Source organism: Stenotrophomonas sp. 10L48, assembly GCF_056395105.1.
The window spans coordinates 235,480-247,539 of record NZ_JBFTIX010000006.1 but is presented as its reverse complement, the minus strand read 5'-3'; the positions used below and the strand labels follow the sequence as shown (position 1 = coordinate 247,539).

General features: G+C 58.6%; 12 protein-coding genes. 5 read left to right on the top strand and 7 right to left on the bottom strand.

The genetic code is table 11. From position 1 onward, the window contains the following. Positions 1–49 precede the first annotated feature (49 nt). A complete protein-coding gene (locus tag AC1DCU_RS12745) occupies positions 50–1,711 on the top strand; it encodes an RNA-directed DNA polymerase (protein WP_478013534.1) in 1,662 nt (553 codons plus the stop codon). After that, a complete protein-coding gene (locus AC1DCU_RS12740; protein ID WP_478013533.1) occupies positions 1,704–3,254 on the top strand; it encodes a DNA polymerase in 1,551 nt (516 codons plus the stop codon). The genes AC1DCU_RS12745 and AC1DCU_RS12740 overlap by 8 nt, the downstream gene beginning before the upstream one ends. Before the next feature lie 72 nt (positions 3,255–3,326). Here the strand turns inward: AC1DCU_RS12740 and AC1DCU_RS12735 are convergent, their stop codons facing one another. Both AC1DCU_RS12735 and AC1DCU_RS12730 read right to left on the bottom strand, forming a co-directional pair. Then, on the bottom strand, positions 3,327–3,686 hold the full coding sequence (locus tag AC1DCU_RS12735; protein WP_442252354.1) for a hypothetical protein: 360 nt from the start codon (positions 3,684–3,686) through the stop codon (positions 3,327–3,329). Positions 3,687–4,237: 551 nt separating this feature from the next. Next, the gene (locus AC1DCU_RS12730; RefSeq protein WP_442252353.1) at positions 4,238–5,161 is read right to left on the bottom strand and encodes a LysR family transcriptional regulator; all 924 of its coding nucleotides are present in this window, start codon (positions 5,159–5,161) and stop codon (positions 4,238–4,240) included. A 96-nt stretch (positions 5,162–5,257) separates the two neighbouring features. Between AC1DCU_RS12730 and AC1DCU_RS12725 the strand changes: the two genes are divergently transcribed. Continuing rightward, a complete protein-coding gene (locus tag AC1DCU_RS12725; RefSeq protein ID WP_442252352.1) occupies positions 5,258–6,097 on the top strand; it encodes a type 1 glutamine amidotransferase domain-containing protein in 840 nt (279 codons plus the stop codon). 88 nt (positions 6,098–6,185) lie between these two features. Here AC1DCU_RS12725 and AC1DCU_RS12720 read toward each other — a convergent pair whose 3' ends face one another. The 3 genes from AC1DCU_RS12720 to AC1DCU_RS12710 all read right to left on the bottom strand — a co-directional run bounded on the left by AC1DCU_RS12720 (position 6,186) and on the right by AC1DCU_RS12710 (position 9,485). Next, positions 6,186–8,069, bottom strand: coding sequence for a DNA/RNA helicase domain-containing protein (locus tag AC1DCU_RS12720; RefSeq protein ID WP_442252351.1), 1,884 nt, complete (start codon positions 8,067–8,069; stop codon positions 6,186–6,188). Next, the gene (locus tag AC1DCU_RS12715) at positions 8,066–8,440 is read right to left on the bottom strand and encodes a nucleotide pyrophosphohydrolase (RefSeq protein ID WP_154880112.1); all 375 of its coding nucleotides are present in this window, start codon (positions 8,438–8,440) and stop codon (positions 8,066–8,068) included. The genes AC1DCU_RS12720 and AC1DCU_RS12715 overlap by 4 nt, the downstream gene beginning before the upstream one ends. Before the next feature lie 211 nt (positions 8,441–8,651). Then, positions 8,652–9,485 carry an enoyl-CoA hydratase/isomerase family protein gene (locus AC1DCU_RS12710; protein WP_312963984.1) on the bottom strand — a complete coding sequence of 278 codons (834 nt, stop codon included), beginning with the start codon at positions 9,483–9,485 and terminating at the stop codon, positions 8,652–8,654. A gap of 103 nt (positions 9,486–9,588) precedes the next feature. Between AC1DCU_RS12710 and AC1DCU_RS12705 the strand changes: the two genes are divergently transcribed. Continuing rightward, positions 9,589–9,963, top strand: a complete 375-nt coding sequence (locus AC1DCU_RS12705) for a winged helix-turn-helix transcriptional regulator (protein WP_442252349.1) — start codon at positions 9,589–9,591, stop codon at positions 9,961–9,963. Between the two features lie 148 nt (positions 9,964–10,111). Further along, entirely contained in the window at positions 10,112–10,894 is a 783-nt protein-coding gene (locus tag AC1DCU_RS12700) for a 3-hydroxybutyrate dehydrogenase (protein ID WP_442252348.1), read from the top strand. A gap of 91 nt (positions 10,895–10,985) precedes the next feature. Here the strand turns inward: AC1DCU_RS12700 and AC1DCU_RS12695 are convergent, their stop codons facing one another. Continuing rightward, positions 10,986–11,525 (bottom strand): chemotaxis protein CheW, encoded by a 540-nt coding sequence (locus AC1DCU_RS12695; protein WP_442252347.1) that lies wholly within the window; start codon positions 11,523–11,525, stop codon positions 10,986–10,988. 75 nt (positions 11,526–11,600) lie between these two features. Beyond that, a complete protein-coding gene (locus AC1DCU_RS12690) occupies positions 11,601–12,059 on the bottom strand; it encodes an SRPBCC family protein (RefSeq protein ID WP_033830924.1) in 459 nt (152 codons plus the stop codon). Between the last annotated feature and the right edge of the window lies 1 nt (position 12,060).

The following is a 12,060-nucleotide window of genomic DNA, read 5'->3' as shown; positions in this document are numbered from 1 at the left end:
AAGAAGTTCAGCTCTACGCAAGCGATTAGTTCTGTTTAAGGGGAGGGGTATGGAACAAAGTGATGAAGGCAGGACAATCGACCTGCTTGCATTCCCGATAGACGTCGATAGCGTTCTGCAGCATCTACATAGGGACATGAGAGATGATTGGTTCGAAGACGCGCTCCAGCACCGAGATCTGTTCTCAAATAAATCTTCTCTGAGGGAAGTTCTTTCCGAGGTTCTGCTGGGCGGCAATGGACGCTACGTTCCATCGCAAAGCAATGTCTGCGACATCCCAAAGAAAGGCTTGGGTGTTAGATATGCCTTGGAGACGGATTTCTATGATCGATTTATATATCAGGCGATTTGCTCCTTCCTAATTCCATACTATGACCCGCTGCTTTCGCACCGTGTTCTTGGTCACAGGTATGACAGAAGGAGGCGCACGGATAAAGATCTGTTCAAAGGCAGGATTGAACTCTGGAAGACGTTTGAAGGGGTAACAAAAACCGCGCTAGGGAATGGCCAGGCGCTCTTTTCAACTGATCTAATTAATTACTTTGAAAACATATCGATAGATAGTATTCGTTCGGCTTTTGAGCGATTGCTACCTAGTGTAAAGGCTAGTGGTCCCGAAAAAGTACTTATTCGGAACGCAATCAACACCCTCTGCGAGCTGATGGTTCGCTGGTGCTTCAATGAGCGGCACGGATTGCCGCAGAATAGGGACGCGTCGTCCTTCATTGCAAATGTTGTTCTCGACTCTGTCGATCAAAGTATGGTGAGGCGAGGATTCGACTACTACAGGTACGTTGATGATATTAGAATAATATGTAATACCACGCGGGGTGCCAGGCGGGCCGCGGCTATTCTCATTGGTGAGCTTAGATCTGTCGGGATGAATATAAACTCGTCGAAAACAAAGATCCTTACGTCAGAAAGCTCGCAGGCTGATATAGATGAATTCTTCCCTAATGGTGACGACAGAAGTGTCGCCATTGACAACATGTGGCGCTCAAAAAGTCGTCGCTTAATCATTCGATCAGTTAAGTATGTATTTCAGATGCTTTCCGATTGCATTGAATCGAAGCAGACCCAGTCCAGACAGTTTAGATTTGCCGTCAATAGGTTGATTCGCCTGGTTGAGGCGGGGATCTTCGACGTGCAGGGTGACATGTCATCCCAGCTTAAGTCCTTGCTAATTGATTCATTGGAGGAGCATGCCGCGTCTACAGATCAATACTGTAGATTGCTTATCTCTTTAGGGCTGAATGACGAAGAGTTGAATAGGGTTGAACAATATCTTTGTGACAATGAGCTTGCGATTCACTCTTGGCAGAACTTCCACCTGTGGATGGTGTTTGCTCGGGTCGGGCGCAATTCTCCTGTGCTAGTGAAGTTGGCGGAGGAGAGAGTTAAGGAGGATATACTTAGGTCTGAAGTTCCCGCGATATTTATATATCTTAGATGTATGGGGGAGGTTGGGTTACTTCAGGGGTGTATTGATAAATTTAAGGCCACTTGGCCCTACTACCATCAGAGGAACTATCTCCTCTCCATTAGTGAGTTGGATAGAGAGATAATTAAGCCTTTAGTTCCTGAGCTGGGTCCGAAGCTAAGAGGGACAGTAGGTCGTGCCAGGAATCATTTTATTAATAATGTACCCCTGTTGGAGCGCGAGCGGACTCCGATTCTTCGCTTGTATGAGGAATTAAATCCTTATGATTAACAATAAGGCTGTGTTGCTCTTCATTAACGATTTTTCGGGACGGGGTGGCGAAAAATTTTACCTTTACTTGGATGGTGTTTTAAGTGAGGTTTCCGCAAGGGATGTGGCGGAAGTAAATTTCGAAATAATTTGCCATGACTATTGGCTGCTGGCGCCGGCGATATTTGCAGCGGCGGGTAGGCTTCCCTCGGTAGTGACGGACGTGGATGAGTTGCGGATATCGACATCAGGGATACGTAGCGATAGAGAGGCTCGCGACAGGATCGACGTGTCTACCCAGTTGCTAGAGCTTGGATACGAAGAGGAAGAGGTTCTAGGTCGGTATCGGAATATATCATTCAAGAATTCTGATTTCGATGATGAGATATTCTCGAAAGTTGCCGTTGCGCTGCTTAAGTACTCTGCCCATGTTGAGGCGGAGGCTAAAGAGCATGGGGAGTGGGACAGGTACTGTCAGATTGAACGGCCGGTAATTAACTATCTTATCCGCTCTGCTGCTGACGGAATCTCTCTAAATAAACCTGTTCTTAAAGTGCATAGGCAGGGCATCGATTTCTCTTATTACATGGCGCTCAAGGAGTTTTCTGCCACTTATGATCTACCTCTTGAAGTGCCTACGGACGAGGAGGTTATCGAGTATCTTGAGCCTCAGGGGTACGATTTTTCGGGTGTTGGGCTGGAGTACGTTCTGAATTTCGTTCCTATGGCGAACGGTTTTTCAGAAAAATTGATCGAGTTGCGCAAGATCGCTGCAAGTAGGACGGTTCTGAGCGCAATTTCGCTGAGTCAAGATCGGGTCTATCCGGTTGTTGATGGTTTTGGCTCCATCACATCTAGAATTTATTACAAAGATCCGTCGCTTCAGAATCTCTCAAGGCGATTCCGGGATGTCATCTCTCCTGCAGCGGGAAAGTGCCTATCCTATGTTGATTTTGGCCAGTTTGAGGCCGGAATAATGGCTGCGTTGTCGGGTGACGAGAACATGCTGGCTTTGTACAGGCAGGGGGATGTCTATGAGCTGGTAGCAATTGAGATTTTTGGTGATCCGGCGTTTCGTAAGCAAGGAAAGAGGCTGTTCTTATCCTATGCATATGGAATGAGGAGAAGAAATCTAATAGACGCCGCAGTGGGATATGGTGCCGCCCGAGATAAAGCTAAGGAGTTCTTTAAGAAATTTGTCAGATTCGAACAATGGAAGTCGGAGATCCACACCGAGTTCCACAAATCTGGAAGGGTTGGTACCGCATTTGGGAACTTTCTTCGGCGTTCGTCTACGCTCCCGTTGAGTGAAAAGGAAAAGCGTTCTGCGGTGAGTCAAGTTGTTCAGGGAACCGCATCTCTTATATTTAAGAAGGCGCTTATAAAAATGAGCCTTGATAAAAGGGTTGCTTTGAAGATTCCTATGCATGATGCTGTTTTGTTTGAGCACTCGCCTGAATTCAATCCAAGCGAGATTGTTAATCTATTCTCTGGGGTGATGGCAGAGCATTTCGATGGGGCCATCCAGGGAAAGGCTGAAATCGCCGCTTATGTGCAGAATTGAGTGCTTTCCTCGGATGAGGACAGAGCTCGTCGATGCTCCAAGACGTGTGCAGTAGGGCAATTTCCATGTTAATCATTCGCCCGGCCTAACCTCCCGACAAGCCCACTCAGCCAACCCCCGGCAAGCCAGAAACAGCCCATCAACCACCCCCTCATCCAGATGCCGCTCTGGTTCCGCTGCCACCCGGCAGCGGTCGGCCGAGTGCAGCACCTCAAGCACCGTCAGCAGCCCTACCAACGCGCGCTCGGTTCTTGCCAGGCTCACGCGGCGGCCGGGTGACACATCGTTCTCCGGCCAGGGCAGCCCATCAGCCCCCTCGCATCCGCGCATGCGCTTGAGAATGCCCAAGAAGGTGCTCAGGTCCGGCAGTGGCGTGTCGTCGTTGATGGGCTCAACAGCGGCGTACGAGGAGAAGGTTTCGGATTCGCTCATGGCGTCGGTTTCCTTGGCTGTGCTTAACAGCGCCACCGCGTAGGCGGGGTGGCGGACGATGCGTGGCTGCAAACCGGATGAAGCGACGTCATAAGCCGGTGAGCCCGAGGACTCCCACGCACCGCCCGCCATAAAGGCCGACGGATTGCCCGCCGGCACCGGTTAAGGACGGTGCCGACGGGCAAGCGTAAACAACAGACGTCGCATTCTTCGGGTTTGCAGACCCGGCCACCCGTTGTCGGTGGCGCGCCATGGTGTTTACGCCGTCACTCCGAATGCAAATCAAAATTCGCGAAGAAATCGCGGAATTCGAGAGCGAATATCTATTGTTGCACGCGCCCTTCGTGCAGCACGCGACGCCACAAGACGCATTCGTGCAGATGCTCTACTGATTGCGAATCAAAGTGGCGCAATCGCCCATGCCGCAAGCGAATAGTGCGATGGCCTTCTTTGCAACAGTTCTTAGTCCGCATCGGGTGGCCACGCCGCCTGATTTGCCGCGTGGTCCGAAAATCGGTTCAAACCCGACATCGCAAGTAGGCATCGCATCCTTAGCCGACGCCGTCCTCAGCCACCGCCGCATGCCCCACCAGCAACTCAATCATCGCTCGTGCCGCCGCCGACTGGCGCCGATGCGGTGCATAGATCACCGAGAACGGTCGCGATCTCCCCCGCAGCTGCGGCAGCACCTCCACCAGCTGCCCACGCTGCAATCGCTCGCGCACGATGAACTCATAGCTCTGGCAGATGCCGATGCCCTGTTCGGCCAACGACACCACGCCCAGCACATCGTCGGATGTCTCGATGGACGAACGCGGCAGCCAGTCCACGTCGCGCCCGCCGTCGCGGAAGATCCACGGCGCCAACCGCCCGGTGCGCGGCATCACGAAGGGCAGGCACAGGTGCTGCTGCAGGTCGTCCAGCGTCTGCGGCGTGCTGCGGCGCTGCAGGTAGCCCGGCGCGGCCACCAGCAGCAGCGGCGCGTCTTCCAGCTTGCGCGCCACCAGCCCGCTGTCCGGCAGCTGGCCCAGGCGGACGGCCAGGTCGAAGCCTTCGGCCACCAGGTCCACGTTGCGGTTGGTGATGTTCAGTTCCACCTGCACCTGCGGGTACTGCTGCGCAAAGCGCGCCAGCACGGCCGGCAGCCGGTAGTGGCCATAGGTGGTGGGCACGCTCAGGCGCACGCGGCCGGCCAGCGCACCGTCCTGGGCCAATACGTCGCGCTCGGCGTCGTCCAGCAGGCCGAAGGCGGTACGCACCTGTTCCCGGTAGAGCCGCCCGGCGTCGGTCAGGCCCACGCGGCGGGTGGTCCGCTGCAGCAGCTGCCGGCCCAGCCGCGCTTCCAGGCGGGTGACCGCGCGGCTCAGCACCGAGGGCGTGGTGGACAGCGCGACCGCGCCAGCCGTGAACGAGCCGTGCTCGACCACCGCCAGGAACACCTCCACATCGCCCAGGTAGTCGAACTTGCGGCTCATTTTGCTCTCCGGGGAACAGATGTTTTGCGATGGGGCCAATTTATCGCCGCTGGGGCGATGAATAAAGTGGCCGCCATTCCCCAATAGGAGCTCCCCATGAACCTGATGACCCGGCTGGCCGCAGCGCTGGCCCTGACCCTGGCCGCCAGCGGCGCGCATGCTGCCAACGTGCTGGTGGTGCTGTCCGACGAAAACCACCTGGACCTGAAGGATGGCAAGGTGCTGTCCACCGGCTTCTATCTCAACGAGCTGATGCAGCCGGTCAAGCTGCTGCTGGACGCGGGCCACGAGGTGACCTTCGCCACGCCGCAGGGGCGGGCACCGACGGTGGATGCGTCCTCGGTGACGCCGGCGTACTTCGGCAACGACGCCGCGCAGCTGACGCTGCACAAGGACCTGCTGGAGAAGCTGGCGCTGACCTCGCCGACGGCTTCGCCGGTGGTCAGCCTGGCGCGCATCGAGCAGCAGGGTTACGCGCGTTTCGATGCGGTCTACATTCCCGGTGGCCACGCGCCGATGCAGGACCTGCTGAAGAGCCCGGCACTGGGCCGGCTGCTGGTCGACTTCCACCAGCGCAACAAGACCACCGCGCTGGTCTGCCACGGGCCGATCGCGCTGCTGTCCACGCTGCCGGATGCTGAGGGCTTCGTGGCGAAGCTGGAAGCGGGTGCGATGCCGGCCACGCCGAAGTGGATCTACAGCGGCTACCAGATGACGGTGATCAGCAACCAGGAAGAAGAGCAGGCCAAGCCGCTGCTGGGCGGCGGCGAGATGAAGTTCTACCCGCAGACCGCGTTGCAGCGGGCGGGTGCGAAATTCAGCAGCAATGCCACGCCGTGGACGGGGCATGTGGTGGTGGATCGTGAGCTGATTACCGGGCAGAACCCGGCTTCGGCGTTGGAGGTGGGGCAGCGGTTGGTTGAGCGGTTGAAGTAAGGCTGCCGGCTCAGCGCGCTTTTCGTTATGAAGGATCACGCGCGCATTGCGCGGGACATGCCCCGAATGACCTGTGAGCTGGAGGCGCTCAGGCCTCCATCTCCGCAGCCTGTTCAACTGCTGCGGCATGCTGGAGTCGGGCCCTGAAGTAGGCGGCAACCTGCGGATCGGTCGCGTAGACGTAGCACCCCTTCATTCCGCGGGTCATCAAGGTACGGTAAGTGTTCTTGATGATGGTATCGGCCAGTTCGGCAGCGTGGGAGGGATGGGACTGGGATAGCTTCACGTAACCCTTCATCGTCTTGTCGTGCCTATCGCGCGCTCGAGGTACGGTCATGAGGGCGCCGTCCTCCATGACGAGGTCCGGCCCGATGATCACGCCGATGTAGTCGACCTCCAACCCTTGGCAAGTATGGATGCAGCCCACTTGGTCAATTGATTCTGGAGAGATGATCCAGAGACTTCCGTCCTCGTTGAGGTTCCATTGCCGTCGGTAGTTGCCGATGACAATGTCCATCTCCTTGCTGTTCTTCTTACTGTTCCAAGGCCAGCAGTACCCGGCCACCACGCGCGCGCGGTTGCCGGCATTCTTGGCTTCGATGGCAGCATGCAGAGCAGACGGGTCATCGAACACCTGGAAGTCGTAGCTGATCTGGTCCAGTGTAGGGTTCGCCGTTGGGCGGATCTGCAGCACGTCATCCAACCATGCCAGGTATCCATCGGAGCCTGCACAGCGGAACTGCGAGGAGAGGGCATACTCCTCCACCGTCGCGCCGCGGGCGATTGCGAAATCCCGAATGGCCTCCTTGGTGCCGATATCCTTCAACGTGACACGTTGGTCTTCATCAATGAAGAACACGCTGCACAGGGCAGCGTTGATCAGTTCCATGATCTGGTTTTTGCCCTCGTTTCCGTAGAACCCGCCCTGCTCGGTGAGCCGGTGCGCCTCGTCGACGATCAGCAGGTCAAATTCGTTCTCGGGGGTGTTGACGTACGCTCCGGACCCACCGAAGAAGTGGTGGAGGCGATCGTTAACCTTCGACTTGCTGAGGGCGCTTTTGTAGACCTCACGTGGCGCGGCATTCTTCGAGACGTACTTGACGTTCAAGCCCTCGCGCACTGCGGCCAGAAGATTGACCGCAACCACGGACTTGCCCGTACCCGGGCCGCCCTCAACGATGACGACACGGGGTTTCCGGTCTGCGTGTGCCTGGGCACAGGCCGCCTTGGCGGCTTCGAACACGTGCTTCTGTTCGTCAAGCAAGGTGAACGCACTGTTCCCCGAGAGCAATCCATACAACTCGTCTGCGAGCGTCTTGGACGGGCGGATAGGGGCGCTGTCCAGCTTGGCCAGCACCGGGATGCCATTGCCCTTGCTTGTGTACTGACTGATGAAAGCGCGCAGCCCTTCAAGGTCGCCCGCTCCCTTCAGGAAGAGTGGTGCACGTTGGATGTAGGGCTTGTAATGCGGTGAGTCGATCACGCCGTCCGACACATAGTTGTGCAGATAGGCGCAGGGGTGAAGCTGGAGCGTTCCTTTATGGACCGCTTCGTTGAAGCCTTCAAGGAACGCCGAATAGGACCAGGCCTGATAGCTGGGATGGACCCGCAAGTCTCCGGGGCGCAGCTCGATCATGGCGTCTCGATTGGATTGCTTGATGGACGACCATTGTTTGAGCTCGATGATGATGACGTGGGGCGAGCCGTCCTCGGCGTGGCCCGACAGGACAACGTCAATGCGCTTCCGTGACTGAGGCAGGATGAATTCAACTGCCACGCCGATGTCCCCGGGAATGGAGGGGTGGTTCAGCGCACGAGCGACGTATCTCAGTGATTCGCGCCAGGAGCGGATTTCGGATTCGCCGACATGGCCCTTGGTCGCCGCCATATAGCTGGCGAGGATGATCTCTTCGATTTCCTCATCGTTGCAGTGACGAAGGAAGGCGTCCTTGTCTGCCTGGTAGACGATCATGGCTGCGACAGCTTGTTGTACTTGGTGCTGACGCCCCGTGAGAGATCGACCGGGTACTTGGCAGCATTCGTGGCCAGCTTGTTGCTGACAGCGGCATTCAGATCGATTCCGAGCACGTCCGACAGCCGGATGAGGTAGAGCGCCACATCGGCGATTTCATCGCGTACGGCGTTGGCGGTGGCTTCCGAGGATGCCGCCTTGAACGAATCGGCCTCTGTCATCCACTGGAAAATCTCGTTCAGCTCTCCAACTTCACCGGAGAGGGCCATGACAAGGTTCTTCGGGGAATGGAACTGCGCCCAGTCACGGGCTTCGGCGAACTCCCTTAGCGCTTGGGCAGCGCCGTTGACCTCGACGAGAGATGTTTCCATGGCAGGGCCTAATACGACAGAGGATGGCCAATTCTACCCTTGCGTTTGGGCCGTATGCGACGGCAGCGAAGCGAGGGGCCGGCTTTCAAGTCCGTGGGAGTGGGAGCGCGCTCCGGTTACTCCGCGTTCGTTGTCCCGCCGGACTGGCGAGATGCCACGTTCTTTACCCGTTTTCGCAAGCAAGCCTCCCTCCAGGGCCTACGTGGCGCCGCTACACTTCCAACTGGCGAAGCAGCGTCTCCAGATTCCTCTCGCCGTCCTTGGTTTGCGCGCCCGCCTTGAGCCCGCCCCGAATGAGATTTTCGGCCGCAGGGCGCGCGAACAGTCCTGCCCATGCGTCATGCTCGCGACGAAAGCCCTCACGCAGGTCTGCCATCGGCACTGCCTTCTTGGCCGCGACGATGACGCCCTCAGGTAACGCAGCGATGTTGCGCGCCAGTCGATCGACGAAATCGTCGAGCTCCGCCGCAGGCAACGCCCGGTTGATCCACCCATAACGCTCCGCGGTTGTCGCACTGATGACATCGGCGCCCAGGATCACTTCAAGTGTGCGACCGCGCGTCATCCGGGTAGATAGATACTGAGTGGCGCCGCCCCCGGGCGTAATGCCCATCAACGCCTCGCACTGGGCAAGTCCCGCTTGGCCTTCTGCGGCAAATGCCATGTCGGCCGCTGAAATGAATTCGGCGCCTCCGCCGCGCGCCAATCCGGCCAGCTTGACGATCGTGACCTGCGGCTGCTCTCGCAGCAGCTCGCCGAACGCCTGGAACGGGTTGAGGCCTTCTGGAGCTTCGCGGGCAACATCGTCGAACGCGTGCGGCTCGTCGATCAATGTCATGTCGACATGGGCAATGAAGAACTCTGGGTCTGCACTCTGGAAAACCAGCACGCGCGTGTTTTGATCATCGCGAACGGAGAGTAGAAAGCGGCGTATCTCGCTCATCAGCGGAACGTCGAGAACGTTTACCGGCGGGTTGTCGATCGTGATCGTGGCGACGCCGTTCGCGCTGGAGATGTGAAGCTTGCTGAATTCCGTTGCTGTCATCTGGATTTTCCTGGGGCGGGTATGTTGTTGGCCTGATGGTATTCTTTGGATACCTAGCGTCAATTACGCACCTGAAGCATCCCAGGGATGCCGGAGGATACCGATGGATGAGACTGACCCGATCTACCGCGCCGATTGTCCGAGTCGCGTGATCCTCGACCAGATCGCCGACAAATGGTCGATGATGGTGCTGGCGGTGTTGCACGAGCCGCGTCGCTTCAATGCGATCAAACGCCGCCTTGATGGCGTCACCCAGCGCGTGCTGACGCAGACGCTGCGAAAACTGGAGCGCAACGGCATGGTGACGCGCAGGGTTCTGGAGGGCAGGGTGCTCGGCGTGGAGTATGCGTTGACGCCGCTTGGTCGATCATTGCAGGAGCCGTTCTCGATCCTGTTCGACTGGACCGTCAAGAACATGGAACGAATTCAGGACTATCAGCGCAGCTATGACGCGCGTGTGGATCCCGCCATTTCCTGAATGATGGCGGCGTGGGAACGTACGGCGGGCCGCCGGCACCCGTTCGTACCGCATGATGCAGGCGCGGGTTTTCGCGCTGGGGCTGACATGACCTCCATGCGTGGCGTGGAAGCTACACTGGCTGTCTACGCCCGATGGAAGCTCGCCCATGTTCAATGGAAAAGTTGCGGTGGTTACCGGCTCTACCAGCGGTATCGGTCTTGGCATTGCCACGGCGCTGGCGCGGCAAGGCGCCGACATCGTGTTGAATGGCTTTGGCGATGCGGCGGAGATCGAGAGAATCCGCTCCAGCCTGGAATCCGAGTTCGGTGTGCGGGTGGCGCACGACGGCGCCGACCTGTCTCGCGGCGACGCAGTTCGGGACATGATCGACCACGCCGTGGCGAAGATGGGGCGCATCGACATTCTGGTGAACAACGCGGGCATCCAGCACACCGCGTCGATCGAGGAGTTTCCCGTCGAGAAGTGGGATGCGATCCTGGCGCTGAATCTCTCGGCGGTGTTCCATGCAACGGCGGCGGCCTTGCCTTACATGAAGCAGCAGGGATCCGGTCGCATCATCAACATCGCGTCGGTGCATGGGCTGGTCGGATCAGTGAACAAGTCTGCCTATGTGGCAGCGAAGCACGGCGTGGTGGGGTTCACCAAGGTAACGGCATTGGAGAACGCGGGTACCGGCATCACCGCCAATGCCATCTGCCCGGGGTGGGTGCGAACGGCGCTGGTCGAGCAGCAGATCACCGCATTGGCGGAGCGCGAGGGAACGGACCAGGAGTCCGCCGCTCGCGCGCTGCTGGCCGAGAAACAGCCCTCGTTGCAGTTCGTGACACCCGAGCAGCTAGGGGAAATGGTGGTCTTCCTGGCCTCGGACGCCGCGGCTCAGATCACGGGCACGGCGCTGCCGGTGGATGGCGGCTGGACGGCGCGGTAGCTGGCCGGCTGCCCGCCGGGCATGGCCCGGCGCTACCGGGAGATCGGTGTGGGGTCCGGTGTTATCGGGAGGTTGGCGCGCTGGTTCGGCGTTATCGAAGCCGGCTGGGATCGATCAGGGGAATCTCGCCCAGCGCATCCAGCATGACGTGATGGCCGCAGAACCCGAACGGGGTGTCCGCGGCGGGCCGCACGTTGTGGCGTGGCACGCTTTCGATGTCCCGCACCTCGTCTACGGCCAAGGCAAAGGTCTCCGTGCCGTTCTGCATCAGCAGCATGGCCGGGCAGCCATGGGCAAACCCGCTCAAGCCGCTGGCCTGGCGCAGGTCGACCACCGGCAGTGCGTGGCCGCGCACGGTGAGGTGCGGGCGCGCGCCACTGCCGTGGCGATCAAAGGTTTCCGGGCCGCGGATTTCAATCGCGGCTTCGACATCGATGGCAAACAGGTGGGTACCGGCCCGCACAACAACAACTTCAATGAAGGCCGGCGACGACGGGGCCGGTTCACCGGCCGAAGGGGAAGAGGGCTGCAAGAGGAACCTGTGGAAGGGTATTGAAACTGCAACGCAATGATGCCGTGTTGACGTGACGTAACGCGTACTTTGCGGATGAGCGGCCAGCACGCGTTGCATGCGTCGTTCAGCGGGATCAAGGCGCCTTCACGGGTTGGCTTGGGCCGTGGGCGGATTGCCAGCCATGGGCTGGCACTACTGTGGCTTGGCGAATACGTCCAGGCCTTTGCCGGTTTCCAGAAGCGATTTCAGGCTCGACAGCACGATCGGCCAGCCCTGGCGGATGCCGGTATCCATGCCGCTGCCCGGTTCCAGCTCGTCATGGGTCACCGTCAGCTTGACCATGTCCTCATACGGCACGATCTCGAACGTCACCCGGCTGTAGGCCTTCGGGTTGTCCGCCTGCGAGGCGGCGGCCCAGGTGATCACCAGTCGCGAGGGTGGGGTGTTTTCCACCACTTCGCCCACCAGTTCGACCTTGCGCTCGTCGTTGGCGCGCACGTGCTGCCAGCGCGAGCCGGGTTTCCAGTCCGATACGTTTTCGTGCCCCCAGTAGGTGCGGGCAATCTCCGGCCGGGTGATGGCTTCGAACACCTTCTGCGGCGTGGAGGCGATATAGATCACGTGGATGAAACGGGTGGATTCAGCGCTCATC